Source organism: Mycobacterium parmense, assembly GCF_010730575.1.
GTDB classification, from domain to species: domain Bacteria; phylum Actinomycetota; class Actinomycetes; order Mycobacteriales; family Mycobacteriaceae; genus Mycobacterium; species Mycobacterium parmense.
Window position 1 is genome coordinate 5106393 of sequence record NZ_AP022614.1, and the last position, 20993, is coordinate 5127385.

At 61.7% G+C, this 20993-nt stretch carries 16 protein-coding genes and 2 pseudogenes; 13 read left to right on the top strand and 5 right to left on the bottom strand.

All coding sequences use genetic code 11. From position 1 onward, the window contains the following. Positions 1 to 439 precede the first annotated feature (439 nt). The 4 genes from G6N48_RS23580 (at position 440) to G6N48_RS23595 (ending at position 3820) form a co-directional block, all read left to right on the top strand. Complete coding sequence (locus G6N48_RS23580; protein WP_007172216.1) at positions 440 to 1594, top strand: acyl-CoA dehydrogenase family protein; 1155 nt, start codon at positions 440 to 442, stop codon at positions 1592 to 1594. Between the two features lie 40 nt (positions 1595 to 1634). Continuing rightward, the gene (locus tag G6N48_RS23585; protein ID WP_033721567.1) at positions 1635 to 2822 is read left to right on the top strand and encodes a thiolase family protein; all 1188 of its coding nucleotides are present in this window, start codon (positions 1635 to 1637) and stop codon (positions 2820 to 2822) included. A gap of 20 nt (positions 2823 to 2842) precedes the next feature. Next, on the top strand, positions 2843 to 3223 hold the full coding sequence (locus G6N48_RS23590; RefSeq protein WP_046185921.1) for a Zn-ribbon domain-containing OB-fold protein: 381 nt from the start codon (positions 2843 to 2845) through the stop codon (positions 3221 to 3223). A 72-nt stretch (positions 3224 to 3295) separates the two neighbouring features. Beyond that, entirely contained in the window at positions 3296 to 3820 is a 525-nt protein-coding gene (locus G6N48_RS23595; RefSeq protein ID WP_369741417.1) for a transposase, read from the top strand. Positions 3821 to 4213: 393 nt separating this feature from the next. Here the strand turns inward: G6N48_RS23595 and G6N48_RS23600 are convergent, their stop codons facing one another. Together G6N48_RS23600 and G6N48_RS23605 are read right to left on the bottom strand one after the other, a co-directional pair. Next, positions 4214 to 5761, bottom strand: a complete 1548-nt coding sequence (locus G6N48_RS23600; protein WP_007172220.1) for an acyl-CoA synthetase — start codon at positions 5759 to 5761, stop codon at positions 4214 to 4216. Between the two features lie 62 nt (positions 5762 to 5823). Continuing rightward, on the bottom strand, positions 5824 to 7023 hold the full coding sequence (locus G6N48_RS23605) for an acyl-CoA dehydrogenase family protein (protein WP_007172221.1): 1200 nt from the start codon (positions 7021 to 7023) through the stop codon (positions 5824 to 5826). 768 nt (positions 7024 to 7791) lie between these two features. Between G6N48_RS23605 and G6N48_RS23610 the strand changes: the two genes are divergently transcribed. Beyond that, the gene (locus G6N48_RS23610; RefSeq protein ID WP_007172222.1) at positions 7792 to 8445 is read left to right on the top strand and encodes a TetR/AcrR family transcriptional regulator; all 654 of its coding nucleotides are present in this window, start codon (positions 7792 to 7794) and stop codon (positions 8443 to 8445) included. 214 nt (positions 8446 to 8659) lie between these two features. Here G6N48_RS23610 and G6N48_RS23615 read toward each other — a convergent pair whose 3' ends face one another. After that, positions 8660 to 9424, bottom strand: a complete 765-nt coding sequence (locus tag G6N48_RS23615) for an enoyl-CoA hydratase/isomerase family protein (protein ID WP_007172223.1) — start codon at positions 9422 to 9424, stop codon at positions 8660 to 8662. A gap of 423 nt (positions 9425 to 9847) precedes the next feature. Here G6N48_RS23615 and G6N48_RS23620 point away from each other — a divergent pair, with 423 nt between their 5' ends. The 8 genes and pseudogenes from G6N48_RS23620 to G6N48_RS23655 all read left to right on the top strand — a co-directional run. Continuing rightward, complete coding sequence (locus tag G6N48_RS23620; protein ID WP_007172224.1) at positions 9848 to 11401, top strand: acyl-CoA synthetase; 1554 nt, start codon at positions 9848 to 9850, stop codon at positions 11399 to 11401. Between the two features lie 92 nt (positions 11402 to 11493). Continuing rightward, positions 11494 to 12552, top strand: coding sequence for a BtrH N-terminal domain-containing protein (locus G6N48_RS23625; RefSeq protein ID WP_007172225.1), 1059 nt, complete (start codon positions 11494 to 11496; stop codon positions 12550 to 12552). Between the two features lie 338 nt (positions 12553 to 12890). Further along, positions 12891 to 14348, top strand: coding sequence for a flavin-containing monooxygenase (locus tag G6N48_RS23630; protein WP_007172226.1), 1458 nt, complete (start codon positions 12891 to 12893; stop codon positions 14346 to 14348). A 447-nt stretch (positions 14349 to 14795) separates the two neighbouring features. Beyond that, a complete protein-coding gene (locus G6N48_RS23635; RefSeq protein ID WP_046184315.1) occupies positions 14796 to 15407 on the top strand; it encodes a TetR/AcrR family transcriptional regulator in 612 nt (203 codons plus the stop codon). Positions 15408 to 15463: 56 nt separating this feature from the next. Continuing rightward, positions 15464 to 16762 carry a cytochrome P450 gene (locus G6N48_RS23640; protein ID WP_007172228.1) on the top strand — a complete coding sequence of 433 codons (1299 nt, stop codon included), beginning with the start codon at positions 15464 to 15466 and terminating at the stop codon, positions 16760 to 16762. A gap of 11 nt (positions 16763 to 16773) precedes the next feature. Next, positions 16774 to 16965, top strand: coding sequence for a ferredoxin (locus G6N48_RS23645; RefSeq protein WP_007172229.1), 192 nt, complete (start codon positions 16774 to 16776; stop codon positions 16963 to 16965). A gap of 121 nt (positions 16966 to 17086) precedes the next feature. After that, positions 17087 to 18145: an LLM class flavin-dependent oxidoreductase gene (locus G6N48_RS23650; protein ID WP_007172230.1), complete on the top strand. Its 1059-nt coding sequence runs from the start codon at positions 17087 to 17089 to the stop codon at positions 18143 to 18145. 337 nt (positions 18146 to 18482) lie between these two features. Next, positions 18483 to 19501: pseudogene (locus G6N48_RS23655) on the top strand (flavin-containing monooxygenase); the annotation flags it as partial. 37 nt (positions 19502 to 19538) lie between these two features. On the opposite strand, the gene G6N48_RS28715 reads toward G6N48_RS23655, so the two are convergent. After that, positions 19539 to 19967, bottom strand: coding sequence for a transposase (locus G6N48_RS28715; RefSeq protein ID WP_250644919.1), 429 nt, complete (start codon positions 19965 to 19967; stop codon positions 19539 to 19541). Then, positions 19942 to 20784, bottom strand: a pseudogene (locus G6N48_RS28720) (transposase); the annotation flags it as partial. The pseudogene G6N48_RS28720 and the gene G6N48_RS28715, both read right to left, overlap by 26 nt. Positions 20785 to 20993: the final 209 nt, after the last annotated feature.

Below are 20993 nucleotides of genomic sequence, written 5' to 3' on the forward strand. Positions count from 1 at the left end.
TGTCCCCGGCCGTCGACCGCAAAGCTCTTGGCCGCGGGCCTGTTAATTGGCGTTAGCGTACGCTGTCTTGACACCGCTCGGCAGTGACCCGAGGCCCGGCGTCCGGGTCAAGCGAATCGAGCTTCCCGAAGTTGTCGACGTTGCGCCACGCCAGAGGGGCGAGATTGCCTTTCTGCTCATGGGCTGGGGATTAGAACGACTCCGGCTGCTGCCGAGAAATCACGTATCCGGCGTGGCGTAAAGCCGGTCACTGGAAGTCGACGCACTACCGACACGCGGACTTGCGCGTCAATGTTAACGGCCGATAACGTATCACCGGGCGATTACGCTGCTGTCGAGCGGTGACGGAAGCTTCCCTCGAATTCCTCGGTGTGTCGCCTGAAGTTTGTCGTGGCCGGTGCAAACCCGGACCTGCGGGTGATTCAAGGGGTTGAGCGGTATGGAGATATCAGAGAGCCAGGAACGGCGGGATCTGCGGGCGGCGGTTGCGGCCATCGGGAAGTCGTACGGCCACGATTACTACCTGACCAAATCCCTGGGGGGCGAGAAGTCTACGGAACTGTGGCAGGAGGTAGGTAAGCAAGGTTTTCTCGGGGTGAATATTGCCGAGGAGTACGGCGGTGGCGGTGGGGGTATCTACGAACTGCATGCCGTGGGAGAGGAGTTGGCGGCGGCGGGGTGCCCGTTGTTGATGACGGTGGTGTCGCCGGCCATTTGTGGCACCATCATCCAAGCGTTCGGAACCGACGAGCAGAAACGGCGTTGGCTTCCGGGCATTGCGAGCGGCGAGATCATAATGTCGTTTGCGATCACCGAGCCCGACGCGGGCTCAAACTCGCACAACATAGCGACGACCGCCAAGCGGGACGGCGCCGACTGGGTTCTGCGTGGCACCAAGTACTACATCTCGGGAGTGGACGAGGCGCAAGCCATCTTGGTGGTCACCCGAACGGGTACTGACGAGCGTGGGCGCGGCCGGCTGTCGCTGATGGTGGTTCCCACGGACGCTGCCGGCCTGCAGAAGACTCTGATTCCCGTGCAAGCCGTGACACCGGAGAAACAGTTCACCCTGTTCTTCGACGATGTACGTGTTCCCGGTGACAACTTGATCGGCGCTCGGGACGAGGGACTGCGGCAGGTATTCGTTGGTCTGAATCCGGAACGGATAATGGGGGCGGCGCTGGGCAATGGGATCGGCCGGTACGCGTTAAACAAGGCATGTACCTACGCCCGGGAGCGCAGGGTGTGGGACACCCCTATAGGGGCACATCAGGGAGTCGCTCATCCGCTGGCGCACGCCAAAATTCAGGTTGAACTCGCACGCTTGATGACCCAACGGGCGGCCGCCTTACACGATGCCGGCGAGGCAGGGGCCGGCGAGGCGGCGAATATGGCCAAGTACGCGGCAGCTGAAGCCGGAATCCTTGCGCTGGACCAAGCGATTCAGACGCATGGCGGCAACGGTCTGGCTACGGAGTACGGGTTGGCGACGTTGTGGGGACCGGCGCGGTTGATGCGGACGGCACCGATCAGCCGGGAGATGATCCTCAATTATGTTGCGCAGCATAGTCTCGCGCTTCCACGGTCATACTGAACGTCGACTAGGTTTGGGTGGCTGCTTCCATGAGGTCAACGTGAGAACTTGGGCACTTGCCAGCGAGCCGGCTATCGCCGCAGTAGAAGAACTACCGCCAGGAAAGTACGAAGGCCACGACGGCGCGGGCATGCAGGAGTTGGTGCTTCGTCGGTTTCTGCAGAGCCATTCACTTGGTCCCCGCGATGTGGACGGCCTGCTGGTTTGCCCGTCCGGCATGGCCAGCGGTGCGGGTGCCGACATCTTCGTCCACGAGCGCCTCAATGACGTGTTGGGCATCCGGCCGCGCTTTTGTGAGACTGTCAACGTCGGTGGGGCGACCTACACGATCATGCTGTCGCGGGCTGCACTTGCAATCAGCGCCGGCCTTGCAAACGCGGTGCTCTGTATCGGTGCGGGGAAATTCCCCAAGGTGGGGCGGGGAGGCGGCGCCAACGCAATGGCGCGCATGATCAGCCACCCGGACTTTGAGTACCCATACGGCAGCTTCATCCCAGCCCTTTACGCCTTAGCCGCCACGCGGCATATGGCCGAACGCGGAACGAGCCGCGATGCTCTTGCCGCCGTGGCGGTCTCGAGCCGCGAGTGGGCGTTACGGCATCCAGATGCTTTGATGCGCAACGCGGGTCCGCTCACCGTCGAGATGGTTCTGGCTTCACGACCTATCGCGTGGCCGTTCAATTTGCTGGACTGCTCAGTACCGTGTGAAGGTGGCGCCGTGTTCCTAGTGGCCCATGGTGACCGCGCGCGGGAAATCACCGACCAACCGGCCTATGTATTGGGCTTCGGTGAACACCACGATCACGGCAACATCACCCACACCAGCGACTTCGCAACAATGGGTGCCAGCGTGTCAGCGCGTGCCGCGTTCGAAATGGCCGATCTTTCGCCTTCGGACGTGCAGGTGGCCGAACTGTACGATGCCTTCACGATCAACCCGATACTGCTGTTGGAGGAAACGGGGCTGGTGGCGGCAGCTAAAGGTGGCCACTTCTTCCTGGATGGGCGGGGGGCGCCCGGCGGTGACCTTCCGGTGAACACCTACGGGGGTCTGCTGTCATTCGGACACACCGGCGACGCGTCGGGAATGTCGATGCTGATCGAAGCTGCGCGCCAAGTGATGGGGAAGGCTGCGGATCGTCAAGTGTCTGCAGAAATAGCATTGGTACACACTTACGGCGGCATGATGGCAGACCATTCGACCGTACTCTTGGGGAGGACGCCGTGACAACTGCTCCCATGCCCACCGTGACTGACAGCACGGCCGTGTACTGGCAGCAGGCAGCTGTCGGGCGGTTTGTGCTCCCGAAATGTCGGGAGTGCAAGCGATTCCATCATCATCCCCGCCCTTGGTGCCCATACTGCTGGGCTGCGGATCTGGATTGGCAAGAACCTTCGGGAAAAGCGACGATCGTCACCTACACCGTCGTCCGTCAGGCCCCGTCGCCAGCTTTCACCGCTCCTTACGTCTTGGCGATAGTGGAGCTGGAAGAAGGACCTCGAATGATGACCAACGTGATCGAATGCAACGTCGATGAAGTGCGGGTCGGTATGGCTGTCGAGGTGGTCTTCGAATCACGAGGCAACCTGGCACTTCCGCAGTTCCGACGGGTCACGTCAACTGCGTGACGAGCCGACGCGAAAACTCACTTATCCAGCACCGATTACCTGTATTTGTGGGTGGATGGCATCCACCTCAAGGTGCGCCTTGAGGTGGAGAAACTCTGTTTGCTGGTAATGATCGGGGTCCGTGCTGATGGCCGCATGGAGCTCGTCGGGCTGGCTGACGGCTTCCGGGGATCGACTGAGTTCTGGGCTGATTTGCTGCGCGATTGCCGCCGCCGCGCCATGACCGCAGCGGTGCTCGCGGTCGGCGACGGCGCCCTGGGCTTCTGCAAGGCGTGCGGGAGGTGTTCCCGGATATTCGAGAGTAGCGCTGCTGGTGGCATAAGCAGGCCAATATTCTTGCCGCACTGCCGAAATCGGTGCACCCAGGGTGCAGTCGCGGCGATGAAGGAGATCTACAACGCCGAGGATATCGACAAAGCCCAGCTCGCGATCAAAGCGTTCGAGATCGACTACGGCGCCAAATACCCCAAAGCGGTCGCCCAAGATCGTCGACGACGCCGAGGTGTTTTTGGAGTTCTACCGGTATCCCGCCGAGCATTGGATCCACCAATCGCACCACAAATCCGATCGAAAGTACCTTTGCGACAGTACGTTTGAGGACCAAAGTCACCAAAGGGCCGGGCTCCCGCGCGGCCTGGCTGGCGATGGCCTACAAGCTAATCGAGGCCGCCCAGGCCCGCTGGCGCGCGGTCAACGCACCACACTTGGTCGCCCTCGTCCGTGCCAGCGCCGTCTTCCACAAGGGCAAGCCGCTCGAACGGCCTATCGACATCACACCCGAACCGTCGGCAGCTGAGCCTCGAACCGTCGGATCATCCGCCATCCCGCTGCGCTGCCACTCGTATCCACCCATGAACGACTCTCACCCAAAGCGATTCGGCAGGCGTGCGAAGATTTACGTCCATGCTGCCGCTGACCGCATTCTGCGTACCGCAACGTGGTCGAGGTGTGGCGAAAAGCAAATGTGCGTCTGGCCGAGAGAACGGCGTTTCAACGCAGAACTGAAAGCCCCTCCCCGCCGAATTGCAGGCGAAGCTCCGTCTTGAGCACCTTGCCGGTGGCGTTTCGCGGCAAGTCGGGAACGACATGTACTCGTGACGGGCATTTGAAGTGGGCAAGGCGTTCTCGAGCGTAATCGATAAGCTCCTCTGCATTGACGGCGGCATCCTGCTGAAGGGCCACGACGGCCACCGGAGTTTCGCCCCAACGCGGATGCGGCACACCGACAACCGCGACCTCGCGCACGGCATGGTGACGGTAGAGGACCTGCTCCACCTCGATCGGGTAAACGTTCTCACCACCGCTGATGATCATGTCTTTTTTTCGGTCGACCAGAGTGATGAAACCTTCTCGGTCAATGCGGCCCAAGTCGCCAGTATGAAACCAGCCGCCACGAAAAGCTTGCACTGTCGCCTCGGGAAGACCCCAGTAGCCCGCGAATACGTTAGGGCCGCGCACTACTAACTCGCCCACCTCGTCGACGGGGACGTCGTTGTCGGCGTCGTCGACGATACGAGCTTCGACGTGAAAAGCCGTCCGACCGATCGATCCGGCCTTCTCCTTAACGTGTTCAGCGTCGAGGAATGAGACGATAGGCGCGGTTTCGGTCATCCCGAAACCCTCCTGGAACGGCAGACTGCGTCCTTGGAAGAATTCGATGACGGTCAACGGACACGGTGCGCCACCCGCAGCCGCCAGTTCGAGAGCCGACAAATCGTGGTCCTCGAATCCATCGACGTTCATCAGCGCGGCCCACATCGCCGGAACCATGAATTGCACTGTCGCATGCTCTTGGGCCATCATCGCCAGCGTCTGTCGCGGATCGAAGGACGGCAGCAGCACGCTGCAACCGCCGACATGCAGCAGCGGCAGCGTGTGCACTCCGAGTCCCCCGATGTGGAACATCGGAGCCACGGCGACGGTCACGTCCGTCTCACGCAGCCCGCGCCCGATTGTCAGCGCGTTCATGACGTTCCACAGATGGTTGTCGTGGGTGAGCATCACACCTTTGGGACGCCCCGTAGTCCCGGACGTATACATCAGATTTGCAATGTCATGGCCCGCCACGTCGGAGCCCACAGCTGTGGGCGCTTCACTGTTCACAACGTCGTCGTAGGAAAGCTCACCGGCAAGGCATTCACCGCCGACGGCCATTTGGTGGCGGACCCGCACCCCATCCTCTGACACCGCGGCGCGGGCGACCGGGGCCAGCGGGTTGGAATACACGAGCACGTCTGCGCCTGAGTCGGCCAGCTGGTAAGCCACCTCTGCTGGCGCCAACCGCACGTTCATGGGCACGAAGATCGCGCCTAGTTTCGCGGCCGCCAGCATCGTTTCTATGAACGCGGGACTGTTGATCAAGAGACCGCCAACCCTGTCGCCCTTGCGGACACCGAGCGCTCGCAGGGCACGCGCAAGCCGGTTGGTCCGTTCATCGAGCTGAGTGAAGGTGATCCGTCGGTTATCGTCAACGAGGGCGGTGCGGTCGCCGGACAGGAAGGCCCGTTTCGTCGCCCAACTGCCAATACCCCTGTCCATGTGAACTCCTTCGGAGCCGGTCGCCCAGACACGTCGTCGTGGGCCGATTCAGTGCCGAACAGCTATAAGCCGATGCGCTTGGCGATGATCTCGTTCATGATCTCGTTGGTGCCACCGCCTATTCCGAGAATGCGGCAATCTCGGTAATGCCGTTCGACTTCGGACTCGCGCATATAACCCATCCCACCAAAGATTTGAACCGCCTCATTCACCACATAATCGCACGCGTATACGGCGGTGTTCTTGGCCATCGACACCTCAGTGACTACATCCTCCCCGGCCAGCCACCGTTGCATCACGGCGCGGGTGTAGGCGCGCGCGACGTCGACCTGCCTGGCCATTTCCGCGAGCTTATGGCGGATCACTTGACGAGCCGTCAGAGGTTTCCCGAAAGTCTGGCGTTCGCGCGCCCAACCCTTGGCTAATTTGAGCGCGCGCTCCGCCGTCGCGTATGCCTGCACGGCAATGCCGAGTCGTTCCGACTGAAACTGCTGCATGATCTGCAAGAATCCGCCGTTCTCTGCCCCCACCAGGTTCGCAGCGGGAACGCGAACGTCAAAGAACGAGAGTTCTGCGGTATCGCTGCAACGCCATCCCATCTTGTCCAGCCGGCGGTCAACCTTGAACCCCGGTGTGCCCTTGTCGATAACCAGCAACGAAACTCCGCCGTACCCGGGTCCCCCGGTACGCACCGCGGTAGTCACGAAGTCGGCGCGGACACCGCTCGTGATGAAGGTCTTAGCACCGTTGACCACGTACGTGTCACCATCGCGGACTGCTCGTGTGCGTAGGTTCGCCACATCTGAGCCCGCTCCGGGCTCGGTGACTGCCAGCGAGCCGATCATATCTCCGGCCAGGGTGGGGCGAACGTAGTGGTCGATCAGGGCATCCGATCCATTCGCGGCGATGTGCGGAAGCGCGATGCCGTGGGTGAACAACGCGGCGCACACGCCGGTAGACCCACCGCACGCCAGAATTGCCTCGGTTACCAACGCCGAATCGATCGCGTCGCCGCCGCTGCCTCCCACGTTCTCGGGGAATCCAACCCCGAGAAGTCCCACATCGGCAGCCTTACGGTGCAGCTCGCGCGGGATTTCACCTGCCTCCTCCCAATCCGTCACTTTCGGTGTTATCTCGCGAGCGACGAAAGATCGCGCCAACTGGCTCAGTGCTAGCCGCTCCGGCGTGGTCCACGGATCGTTGGGCACAGCGCAGCCTTCCGTCCCGGCTATGTGTTTGGTGGTTGCTTCGATATCCGTCATGATGGCTCCCGGATCGAATTGCGTCGGCAACCGAACAGCGGTTGCACGCAGGTGCAAGGTGTCTCAATTCGATTGTGCAGTCGGACGATTCGGAAAGCATTCGCCCAACGGGGCGAGCGGCCCGTGTGCTGAATTCCGAAACAATCGGAGCGAAACTTTGTCTTCGCCTCCCAGCGCACGCGCCGAAAGCATTGTCCTGGAGCATGACTGCGCCGCCCACCAACACGATCAAGCGCATAGGCGGCATCGGTCAGCCAGGCTCCTCGCGCGAGGATCGGCACTGAATCTCTCAAACCGATCCCTTCCTACCCACTCGCGACCGCGACTTAAGTCAATGCAAGGCTCGGGCGTCGCGTGCAAGTGGCCACCTCAAGGAGTGCTTCGCGTGCCCCGATTAGTCCAGAAACCGTCGAAGCTCAACAGCCTCAGTTACTGGTGGCTAACGTTACGTGCGAGGCCCAAGGATTTGCAACACCCATCGCGTAGATGTCGCGCTCCGGTGCACCAGATCTACGACTCATGCGAATGAAGGAGGTCTCGTCCGCCGATCACTGCAATCTATCCGGGTTGATTGTCTTGGTGGTTGCAGCCGCGCCGCGCTTGGAGGTACCCCGGGGCCTCTCCCAGTATGGACGTTGGATGGCGCGGCAGTTGTGCGTGGGGAGTGGGCATCGTGAAGAAGTGTTAACGTTCGTAGATCACCCGGAACGTGTGGGCGTTTCGAACGGAAGAGGTATTGCTGCTTCGACTGCGAAAGGATGGTCGACCGTGACCGACACAGTCACCGTCGGCCGCACGCGAGGAGGCGAGCGTCGCGAGCGGATTCTGGCGGCCGCCGCCGAACTCATCGCGGACCGTGGCTATCACGCTGTTTCTATGGCCGATATCGGCATCTCGGCAGGGGTCGTCGGTCCAGCGATCTACCGGCACTTTGACAGCAAGGCGGGCTTGCTGGCGGCACTGTTCGAACAAGTGATTGACACGCTGCTGCGACGGGCGTCGGCGATCGTTGAACAAAGCCGAGATGATCGCGAGGCGCTGACTGCCTTAGTAGCCGACCACGTTGCCCTGGTGATGGAGAAGCGCGAACTCGCCATTGTTTACTACCGAGAAGTCCATAATCTGCCTGACCATCGACGTAGTCGCCTGCGCCGCAAACAGCGCCTCTACGTTGAAGAGTGGGTGCACGTTTTGGGCGAGTTAAGGCCGGAGTTGGACGAGACGGAATTGCGCGCCGTTGTTCACGGCGCGATCGGTGCCATCCAATCGACGTTGCAATATCGCGATACGGGGATGCCTCCCGAGCGCGTCTCGGTGCTGCTCGCGCGGATGGGGCACGCTGTTCTCGGCGTTCCACCGTGCGAGTCGCACAGTGAGGATCGGGCAAGCCACGCGTTGCCGCAGCGCCGAGGTCGACGGTAGGCGCAACCTCGGAGTGTCCTCGCCTCGGCGTGTCCTCGGGAGGGTGATTTCGCTGAGCAGAGGCTGTCAATGATTTGCTTCGTGTCGATGGCTCCCTGGCCACGATTAAGCACGCCGCCAATCGGCTTGCTTGGCGGGCCCGCACGCCGCGCCAGTCAGCCGGCGGTCTCGCCGCGCGGTCCTTGGCACGAGCATTCGCAGACATCCGGCGTGTTCAGCGTCCCCGCCATACAGGTGCCCGTTTCTCCCGGAATGCGCGTGGGCCCTCCTGCGCGTCCGCGGAGTGGTACACGGGTTCCCAGATCTTCTCAGCCAGCGTGTATGCCTCCTCAAGGCGATGTCGCGCCGATAGATACGCAGTCTGTTTAGCGGCCAGCACCGACAGCGGAGCATTTCCAGCGATTAGAGCGCCCAGCTTCTGGGCTCGATCCCTAAGCCGAGCGGCGGGCACCACCTCGTTAACAAGACCCACTTCGAACGCCCGGGCCGCGCTGATCGGTTCGCCGGTGAGCATCATCTGCAGAGCGATTCTCGGTGGAACGAGCCACGAAAGAGGAGCGGCCCAGGGAGCTCCACGGCCGACTTTGACTTCGGTGATCGCGAACAGGGCATGCTCGGCGGCGACGATCAGGTCACACTGCTGTGCGAGCAGGAACCCGCCGGCGAATGCAACACCGTTGACCGCCGCGATGGTCGGTTTAGCGATGTCGATGTTGCGGCCGAACTGCGGGGCGAAGTCCAGTGGCGGAACCGCCAGCGCCTGGTGCGCCATCTCTTTAAGGTCGCCGCCGGCGCAGAATGCCTTTTCACCCGCGCCGGTCAAAACGAGTACGCGCGCGTCAGCGTCCTCATTGAACCGACGTGCGCCATCCCATAATCCTTGGCGCACGGCGACACTGAGCGCATTGCGAGAGTGGGGCCGGTTGATAGTCAGCCAGGCCACCCCATCGACGACGTCATAAATCACCGGATCATCCAAGGTAGTCCTTCCGCGTGTTCTGGGCACTGTCTCCATCGACAATGCCGGCGTCCCATCGGCGACCACTTGGACGTCCCAGCGACACCTTCTGCGGGGCGTGCAGGTCTGGGCTGCGACGGGGTCTTCGATTTTATCGCCTCCAACGCCACCTAATTGGAGTAGTCGACTTGGAAGTGGGGACTGGTAACACCGTTCCCGCCACAAGTCGCAGCATATGTGACTAAGCATTCACGATTGTGGGACGTGACGACGATTCGATGCAGGCGGGTGACTGGGTGGGCTCTCAGTTGTCGAGTTCAAAGGACGATTGTGCTATCCATCGGCGCCCCAGTAATGTTAACCACTGATAACGTGAGGGCGCTCGGGGCCACTGGATGTGTCATTGCCGGGCCCGCACCGGTTGAGAGTTCAGGAGGAGACGTGATGTACCTCACGCAGGGCTTGCACAGAGCACTGCAACAACACCCGGACCGCCTCGCCACCATCGACGCGGATCGAACACGGACCTATGCGCAGTCCGCACAACGAATCGCGAAGTTGGCGAGCGCATTACGGACGATTGGCGTTAACCGCGGGGATCGCGTCGGCATGCTGGCGCTCAACTCCGACCGTTACCATGAGTACCTGCTGGCGGTGCCGTGGGCGGACGCGGTATTAAACCCGATCAATATCCGCTGGAGCCCTCCGGAGATTGCCTACGCCCTGCGCGACTCCCAAACCGATGTCTTATTTGTCGATGACGCCTTCAGTCCAGCAGTCCCCGCACTTCGCGCGTCATATCCTGACCTGCGCGCAGTCGTTCATTGCGGAAACGCCCCGACCCCGGAGGGAATGTTCTGCTATGAGGAACTCATAGCCGGCGGCGAAGTCGGTGATGACGTGCGGCGCAGCGGCGATCAACTGGCCGGTGTGTTCTACACCGGTGGCACCACGGGTCTACCCAAGGGCGTCATGCTTAGCCACGCGAACCTGATGACCTCCGTGCTGGGAATGCTCAGCGTGGGAAGCTTTCTGAGTTCGGAGGCTCGACTGCTTCATGTTGCGCCGTTGTTCCATCTCGCGGACTTGGCCGCCTGGGCGGGGCAAACCACCCTGGGTGGCACACATGTGATGCTCTCGACTTTCGAGCCCAGTGCCATTCTCCAGACCATCGAACGCCACCAGGTCACCGACGTCCTTTTAGTGCCGACCATGCTGCAGATGGTCGTCGACCATCCCGCCGTCAGGGATTACGACCTCTCCAGCCTCAGAAACGTGATGTACGGGGCATCGCCGATTTCCGAGGCGGTCCTGTCGCGCGCGATGAAGACCGTGCGGTCGGCGCGATTCATGCAGGGTTATGGCATGACAGAACTGTCCCCCCTAGCCACAGTCCTGCGTCCTGAGGACCACGAGCATCCGGACCTATTGCGTTCAGCCGGCCGCGCCGCGCCCTGCGCCGAGGTCAAAATCGTCGATGCTGACGATAAGGAAGTGCCGCCGGGCAATACCGGCGAAATCGTCGTGCGTGGCGGCAACGTGATGTTGGGCTACTGGAATAAACCAGACGAGACAGCGGCCGCGCTGCGCAATGGGTGGATGCACACCGGTGACGCCGGTTACATGGACGAGCGGGGTTATGTGTTCGTCGTCGACCGCATCAAAGACATGATTATCTCGGGTGGCGAGAATGTCTACTCGACGGAAGTCGAGAATGTTCTGTCCAGGCACCCGGAGGTGGCGGCGTGCGCGGTCATCGGAGTTGCCGATGAAAATTGGGGCGAGCGCGTTCATGCGGTCGTCGTCTTGACCGAAAACTCCTCGGTGACAGCCGAAGAGCTCAGAGACTTCTGTAAGACTCAGATCGCGGGATACAAGGCGCCCCGTACAGCCTCGTTCGTTGATGCGCTCCCTCTCTCAGGTGCTGGCAAGGTGCTCAAACGCGAACTGCGAAAACAGTTCCGGCAAGAGTGCACAAGCACTAGCCGGGGTCGATAGGTGCCCTTGCAGCGCGCCCCGCGGCCATCGACGCGGCTGCCTCCAAAGGATTTCCCTAGACGCCCTGGGCAGGCCGTCAGGACGGGATCGTCATGGCGCGCGTAGAGGTGCCTTACAGACACGAGCTCGGCGGCCACTGCGGGTCCGGTGCCCTCCGCGATCTGACCGAGTGGGCCGGACTCCGTTGGGGTGTGCACGCCCCCCGCGAAGGACTGGTTTTCGCGCTGAGCGGCACGCTGGATTTTTCCTATGCCCGTTCCGACGAGTTATTTCCGCCGGTGTACCTCGTTGGCAGGGGCCCCGATCTCGAAGAGCAATACCTCACTAATGTCGGTGCACAGTTCGAGATTCGCGCCACCGATGACGGCGACCTCGGGTGGAAGTGGGTGACCGATCAACTCGACCGCCGCACCCCCGTGATGGTTTGGGCCGACATTGCTCATCTGCCCTATCTGCGCGCACGGTTGAGCATGAGCCGCCACGACATTGTCATCACCGGCTACGACGACGACCGAGGCGTGGCCTTGGTCGTTGACAACGACCGAGATTCGGTCCAACTGGTCCCCTACGAGGATCTCCGTCGGGCACGGTCTTCGACCGGCTTTCCCGTGCCGACCCGTCACACCGCCTACATCGTCGACTGGCCGACTACGGCGCCGGACTTGGCGGCGATCGCCGGTCCCGCCCTTATCCGAAGCGCGCAGGCGATGGCGGCAATCACCGACAGCCGGGGTCTTACAGTCACTCGCGACCCTGAGGCACAGAAGGATGGACTCGATGGTGTCGAGCATTTCGCCGTCGACGTGGCGGCGTGGCCTGACGCCCTGGACGATCACAACCTCGAAAGCGCCCTGTTTGCGCTGTGGGCGTTCATTGAGAAGGCGGGGACGGGAGGGGGGTTGTTCAGGGCCCTGCAGGCCGACGGCTGTCGAAGCATCGCCAACTTGCTGCATTCCGAAGCCGCCCTGGAGGCGTCGAGGGCTGCTCGGGAGGTGTCGACCGCCTGGACCGAAGTAGCCCGGATGGCTTACAACCCAGGCACCCCACTGCGGGCTCGCGCCGCCGCCACTGCGGCCGCAGCCGAGCGTGTGCCTGACGCCGAAAAGCGGCTCACGGAATCGCTCTTCGCCGCCGGAGCGGCTCTGACGTAACAATTTCCGCCTTGGGCCGGCCGCTGCATTCAGCTTGGCATCTGGGTGCCGAACGTCCACGCAGCGCGGCTTTTGACCCACCGGAGCCATTTTCGAGGGGTACGCTAACGACGGTTAACACTGTTGGTGGCTCCACACGTGTAGCGGTCCGCAACTGGGGCAGCAGGAGGGAACGCTTGGTGCACGGAACAAGGGTCGCCGCACCGGCGTGCGCGGGTAGGACGGCTGGTCGTGTGCCGACAACGAGCGGAAGCGCGCATCAATGCCTTAGTGCGTAGCGGCGCCGGTATCGGCGTGATCGGCAGTGCCGAGTACAAGTAGCACTTCAAGAATGAGTGATGAACATGACGGAACAACGGTCAGTCAAAGTCGCAATCATCGGTGCGGGCATGTCGGGACTGTGCATGGCGATCAAGCTGCAGGACGCCGGCATTGACTCGTACACCATTTTCGAACAGGCCGAGGATGTCGGCGGCACATGGCGAGACAACACCTACCCGGGGCTAACCTGCGATATCCCATCGCGGTATTACTCCTACTCGTTTCGGCCCAACCCGAACTGGTCGCACCTGCTGCCGCCGGGGCCGGAGATCCAGGCCTATTTCCAGCAGGTGGCCGACGAACGGGCCATCCGCCCGCACATCAAGTTCGGCGCCGAGGTCATATCCGCCCGATACGACGACGAGCGGTGGCGGATCACGACCGACGACAGCGAAGAGACATTCGACGTCCTTGTCACCGCGACCGGCGTGCTCCGGGTGCCGCGCTATCCGGACATTCCCGGCCAGGAGAGTTTTGCCGGGCCGGTGTTCCACTCCGCGGAATGGGATCACTCCGTCACCTTGCGGGACAAGCGGGTCGGACTGATCGGGACGGGCTCGACAGGCATACAGATCATTGCCGAACTCGGGGGCAAGGTCAGTCGGCTCACCGTCTTCCAACGCACTGCGCAGTGGGTCTTTCCGATGCCCAATCCGCACTACTCACCGCTGATCCAGGCCGCGTTGACGCGGTGGCCGAGGTTGAACGGCCTGGGCTATTGGTTCTGGGGATTGGTGGTCAGGCGCATCTTCGGCCGCGCGCCGATCCGTCCGGGATTTCAGCGCCGCTTGGTTCAGACGCTATGTCGATGGAACCTGCGACTCTCGGTGCGCGACCCGCAGTTGCGCGCGAAACTCACCCCGAAAGATCAGCCGATGTGCAAGCGCCAGATTATGGCGGGACATTTCTACCGTTCGGTCCAACAACCGGGTGTGGAGGTGATCAACGAGACGATCGACCACATCGAGCCTCGCGGCGTCATCACGGCCGACGGTACCTTGCACGAACTCGACCTGCTGGTCTATGCCACCGGGTTTGACGCCCGGGCCTACGTGCGCCCGCTGACAGTGGTCGGGGAGCGTGGGCTCACCCTCGACGAGGCATGGGCCGATGGCCCCACGGCGTATCGGTCGGTCGCGGTGCCCGGATTCCCAAACTTGTTCATGCTGATGGGTCCGCATTCGCCGATCGGCAACCAGTCACTGATACCGGTCGCCGAGGACCAGGCTGATTATGTGCTGTGGTGGATTAACCGGATCCGTGAGGGCCGCATCGTCGCCGCCGCGCCCACCAAGTTGGCCACCAAGGGCTACAACGACAGCATGAAAGCAGCGATGCCACAAACAATTTGGGTTACCGGTTGCAACAGTTGGTACCTAGGCAAAGATGGGCTTCCCGAATTGTTTCCGTGGACACCCGAGCGGCACCGAGAACTATTGCGTGCACCTGAGATCGCAGATTTCGAACTCCGATGAGACGCGCATCGAAAGCCAATCAAGGTCTTTTCGCGCGGATCCTGTCGCGCTTGGTGCCATGCACGTCATCGGTGAAGATGGTTTGGGGCCCTAACGCGAGCGCAAGCGTCTCGGATCAGGCGGCGGCAGAATTCGGAGCGAGGACGCTACGACGCCCATGGAATGGGGAACGACTTCGCGTGGTCTTTGGTGGTGACGACCAAGCGTGGCCACTGTCCTGGCAACGCTTACGCCCACCGTTATCACGCCGGCGTTTGCCGACTAAGCCATCGAACGCTCCGAGCCGGCGTTAGAACCGCATCAACGAAATCATGCAGGGACCGGCGATTGGTCATCTTCGACAGCAAGCAGGTGTGGTCCTCCACCGCCCGGACGGAACACTTGTGCAAGACGCATATCCTGCTCACCATGTCCACAGAGTCCGTTCGCCTCTCGTTTCGCCAGCACATGCGTGAGCAAGTTCTCAGGGCTGCGCGTGACCTCACTATCGAGAAGGGCTGGCATCGGGTTCGCATGAGTGAAGTCGCCAAGCTTGTCGGCGTGTCCCGCCCGACGCTCTACAAGGAATTCACCGATAAGCAGGGACTGGGTGACGCGCTGGTTGTGTCCGAAGGCGAACGATTCTTGAACGGCATTCACGCAGTTTCGGCACAACACGCCGGAGATGTCCGCGGGGGTATCACCGCCGCGGTGTCGTACACCCTCGAGGAAGCGGAAGCGAGCCCGCTCTTGAAGGCGGTGTTGACGTCAAATCGGCCTACAGACAAAACGGTTTCCGAGACAACCGGTATGTTGCCGCTCCTGCCGACCTCGGCATCGCTGCTGGAGCTATCCTCGGCAGCCCTCGTGACTTGGTTCAACGAGCACTTTCCAGGTCTGGATGCCGATGACGTGCATGAAGTCGCCGATGCGCTGGTGAGGCTCACTGTGAGCCATGTCGTGCTTCCTTCTGCCGATGCAAGTCTGACCGGTGAGCGGATCTCGCGGATCGCCCTTCGCTATTTGGGCGCAGATCCCGCGAGGCCGTTTACACAACGCAGATTTTTGTCTGGATGTTGACTTTATAGAGAAAAGTGTAAACACTGGCGTGGAGACACTAGCTCGGGAGGACCCTCATGACTGTCAGCGCTTCCGCTCCGAAGTCGTCGGTGGAGCGTCGTTCAGCACGTTCGTATGATTCTGCCGACCTGTCCTCGACTGCCTTTTGGGCTGGCACCGCCGCTGACCGTGAGAAGACCTACGCGGAGCTGCGCCGACGCGCCCCCATCAGCTGGCACCCGCGCGTCGAGCACACCATGATCGACGACGAGGACGACCAAGGCTTCTGGGCCGTGGTCACCCACCCGCTACTTGTCGAGGCGACCCGGCGACACGACGATTTCCTGTCTGGTCAAGGCATTGTGATGGAGTCGATCCCGCAGGAACTGCTCGACACCGCGCAAGGCTTCATCGCTATGGACCCGCCGCGGCATACCAAGATTCGACGATTGCTGGCATCCGCATTCACACCGAAGCAAATGCGGCTGACCAGTCACCAGATCGAGGCCAACGCGAAACGGGTCGTCGATGGCCTTGCCCCGCAAGGCGAGGCTGACTTCGTCGACCAGTGCGCCGCGTTGCTGCCGATGCACAACATCTTCGACATGATGGGCGTGCCGGACTCGATGCGCCGCGACATCGCGTGGGAGTCACGGTATGCCGGTGGGTGGAGCGACCCGGAGGTGATGGGCGAAGACCCGGTCATACCTCGCCTGTTCCAAGCGATGGGATTCTTGGGCGATGGCGCCCGCGAAATCATCGCCGCACGTCGCCGGCAGCCCGAAGATGACCTTATGACGAACCTCGTTCAAGCTGAAGTGGACGGCGAACAACTCACCGACGACGAGATCGTCTCGTTTTTCATACTTCTCACGATCGCCGGGAACGACACCACGCGCCAAAGCACCAGTCACGCGATGAAAGCATTGACGGACTTCCCAGACCAAAGAGCTTGGCTCATGGAGGATTTCGACGGACGGATCAAAGGGGCCGTGGAAGAATTCGTCCGGTGGGCCACACCAATCATGACATTTCGCCGGACGGCGGCTCGCGACTGCGAACTGGGCGGGCAGCAGATCACCGAGGGTGACAAGATCATACTTTTCTACAGCTCGGCCAACTGGGACACCACCGTGTTCACTAACCCGGAGAAGTTCGATCTGTCGCGCGACCCTAACCCGCACGTGAGCTTCGGAGGCGGGGGAATCCATCACTGCCTCGGCAACCAGCTGGCCAGGCAGCAACTCGCTGCGCTCTTCAGAGAACTGCTGCACCGCCTGCCTGATATTGAAGTCTGCGGGCCACCCAGCTACACCGTCAGCACGTTCTTCCACGGCGTGAATCACCTTCCCGTCCGCTTCACCCCGAACGCGTAAGGCGGCGTGGTATGAAGATCAGAGTCGACCGCAACCGATGCTCGTCAATCGGAATGTGTGAAGGCCTGGCTCCTGACTTCTTCGAGGTCAGGCACGATGGCCAACTCAATATCGTGAACCCCGAGCCACCGGAATGCCACAGATCACTCATCGAAGAAGCAGTATCGTGCTGCCCCACAGGCGCTCTCGCCGTCGAGGACTGAGACCGCGGTCCTGAGGCAACGCTGACACACCTGCTTGCTGTCGGCGGCGATGGGCTTTCGCCTTCGGGTCAACTAGCCGCTGACACCGTCTGTCACCTACCACACGATGGAGCCGTCACTTATGAGTACTTATGGACTTTCAGTCGTCGCCCCTGAACTTGCCGCGATGAAGGCCACCGCCGCGGCTGCCGACCAGGCCGGGTTCGACGCCGTCTGGGCATCCGAGTTCTACACCCGGTCGGGATCCATCTCGATGGCGGCGATGGCAACCTCGACGAACAGGTGTCGCATCGGGTCGTCAATCCTCTACGGCATCGGACGTAGTCCGCTGGTCTTGGCGACCGAAACACGCGACCTCGACGAACTGTCCGGTGGTCGGGTCGTGCTCGGGATCGGCAACGGCACCAAACGGATGATGAGCGATTGGCACTCTGTCACCGATACCAGCGCCCCCGCCCTGCGCGTCGAGGAACTCGTACCCCTTATCCGGCGCATCTGGAACCTGCACGAAGGACCCGTCCGCCATGAGGGCCGTTTCTACAATATGAATCTCGTCCCCACCGGGCCGGTAGAACCCCCTGCGCGCAATATCCCCATCGTCACCGCCGCCGTGCGGCCGCGAATGTGTGAAGCCGCCGGACGGGTCGCTGACGGCTTGGCCGGGCATCCACTCTTCACCACCGCGTATGTGGAGGAAGTCGTGCGGCCTGCGGTGGCCAAGGGCGCACAACGCACCGGGCGCGACCCTAACGGCGTCGAGATCGTGTCGATGGTGATGTGCTCCATCCACGACGACCCCGAGATCGCTCGTCGCGAGGTAGCGCAGCAGATCGCATTCTACGCCTCGGTCAGGACCTACGAACCGCTGCTCGACTTCTGCGGATTCGCCAAGCAGGGTGCCGTCATCCGAGAAGCCTTCACCCGCAGCGACTTTCAGGCCATGTTCAACGCCGTCACCGATGACATGATCGACGTCATGGGTGTCGCCGGCACCGCTGACGAGGTTCGCAACGGGCTACGCCGCTACGAGGGCGTGCTAGACCACATCATGCTCTACCCACCGTCGGTAGGTACCGCGCCTGAGCGGGTCGGACAGAACGTCGATGATCTCATCAAGCATTGCGCCCCGCCCAATATGCCTCCGGCCTCCCAGCTGCACGCGCGACCCGGACCACGGTAGCGACACGGCGATCTCGCACACAAAGTGCGCTGCCGCATCGATCGATGCCGACCTTCGGGTTCGCATGAAACTACTCATTTCCCTCTGGGACTATCTCGGTGGGGTGCAGTCCCCCAGTGACAGCCGAGCTTGCGTTTGGCAATAACGGTCCTTGGGGAAGGCTAGGACGATGCCGGTCCTCTTTCACTAGGAAGTGAAGTGGTCAGAACACGTTGTGGCACGCAGATGCGTTGCGGCGCGGACCTTCTGCGCCGCATCAAGGCGGTCCGACGGAGTAGATGCGGAGTCGATCGAGCGGTTTGGCGACAAGGTCATCGGGTTGCTAACCTCGATTAACATGTCAGAGTTGTTCGATGTGGTGGTCGTGGGAGCGGGGATTTCCGGTATCAGCGCTGCCTGGCACCCGCAGGATCGCTGCCCCGGTAATAGGTACGTAGTTCTAGAGCGCAGAAGTGATCCGGGTGGCACGTGGGATCTGGTCAAGTATCCGGGCATCAGGTCGGACTCAGATATGTGCACGTTCGGATTCCTTCAAGCCCTGGCACTCGGCCAGGTTCACTGTCGACGCGCCGACAATCAAGAACTATCTGCGTGAGGTCGCGACCGAGAACGGCATCCATGAGCACATTCACTTCGGTACCCAGGTCTTGTCTGCCGCTTGGTCGGACGCCAGCCGGCGCTGGACCATCAAGGCGGTTCGGAACGGCTGAGGAATTAGAGCTCGAGGCGCGGTTCGTCTTCATGTGTAGCGGCTATTACAACTACGACGCGGGTTACCGACCAAACTTTCCCGGCGAGGAGAACTTCGGTGGGCCCATATTGCAACCTCAGCACCGGCCCAGAGACCTTGATTATGCCGGTAAAGAACGTCGTCGTTATCGACAGCGGCGCCGGGCACATAACGATGCTGCAACGTTCGCCAACATCGACCGCTTCACCAGAACGGGTCACGAGTTGGCGGCCGATATCATCTTCTACCGCAACAGGATTGAACTTGTGGCTTTTGGGGGCGCCAAGCTTGGTCGTAACGGCCAGGATGTCGACGTCAGCAAGTCGATGACCTATAAGTCGATGTTGCTGTCCGATGTGCCCACCATGGCGTTCACCATGGGCTATATCAATGCATCGTGGACCTTGAGGGCCGACCTGGTATCGGAATACGTTTGTCGCCTGCTCAATTGCATGGACGCGCGCGGCTACGACACCGTCGTAGCCGCTCATCCAGGGAAGATGTCGAAGAAGAACCCTTCGCCGATTTCGCACCAGGCTACTTCCAGCGCGCGATGGACCAGCTACCGAAGGCGGGATCTCGAGGGCCATGGCAGGTAAAACACCAATTACCTCTTCGACATCCGTGAGTGAGATATCGTCAAGACCTGTGGATCGGTGAGTTTCAGGCGACCTGCGATCCGACGGTTTGAGGCTCAGCTGCCGACGGTTCGGGTGTGATGTCGATAGGCCGTTCGAGCGGCTTGCCCTTGTGGAAGACGGCGCTGGCACGGACGAGGGCGACCAAGTGTGGTGCGTTGACCGCGCGCCAGCGGGCCTGGGCGGCCTCGATTAGCTTGTAGGCCATCGCCAGCCAGGCCGCGCGGGAGCCCGGCCCTTTGGTGACTTTGGTCCTCAAACGTACTGTCGCAAAGGTACTTTCGATCGGATTTGTGGTGCGAAGGTGGATCCAATGCTCGGCGGGATACCGGTAGAACTCCAAAAACACCTCGGCGTCGTCGACGATCTTGGGCGACCGCTTTGGGGTATTTGGCGCCGTAGTCGATCTCGAACGCTTTGATCGCGAGCTGGGCTTTGTCGATATCCTCGGCATTGTAGATCTCCTTCATCGCCGCGACTGCACCCTGGGTGCACCGATTTCGGCAGTGCGGCAAGAATATTGGCCTGCTTATGCCACCAGCAGCGCTACTCTCGAATATCCGGGAACACCTCCCGCACGCCTTGCAGAAGCCCAGGGCGCCGTCGCCGACCGCGAGCACCGCTGCGGTCATGGCGCGGCGGCGGCAATCGCGCAGCAAATCAGCCCAGAACTCAGTCGATCCCCGGAAGCCGTCAGCCAGCCCGACGAGCTCCATGCGGCCATCAGCACGGACCCCGATCATTACCAGCAAACAGAGTTTCTCCACCTCAAGGCGCACCTTGAGGTGGATGCCATCCACCCACAAATACAGGTAATCGGTGCTGGATAAGTCACGCTTGCCGAAGGCTTTGGCCTCGTCCTGCCGCTGCGCGGTCAGCCGAGTAATCTCGGTCGCCGAGAGCGCCGCGCCCGTGCCGAGGAAATGCTCCGGCGCCGGGCCGAAATCCCCGCTGGACAGCCCGTGCAGGCACAGCAGCGGCAACACCTCGGTCATCTGCGGCGACTTGCGCGCCCACGCCGGCAAAATCGGGGAGGAAAACCGGCACCGCTCACCGGTGTCAGCGTCGATGCGCTTGTCGTTGACCCGCGGGGCCTTGACCGGCACCGCCCCAGCGGCCGTCAACACGGTCCGCTCCTCGTGGTAGCCGTTGCGCACCACTAGGCGATGCCCATTCTCGTCAACCTGATCGGTGAACTGCGCGATATAGGCCGACTTCGGCCTCCAGCGCCGCCGCAAGCATTTGCCGGGCGCCATCGCGGACGACCTCATCGAGTAACGAGCGACCCGAACCGGTGTTGTCGTTGGACTCGTCGACGTCGTGAACTACCGTGAGCATGGGCGTACCTTCCCAACCAGCGCGCCAACGCCGGTCCTTGATCAGACAAACCGAATTCAGAGCACCCTCGGGAAGGCGGCGCCCCTTCAGGCTGCCTCACCGAGGCTCATGTCGGGTAGGACCGCCGCATTGCTGCGGCGGT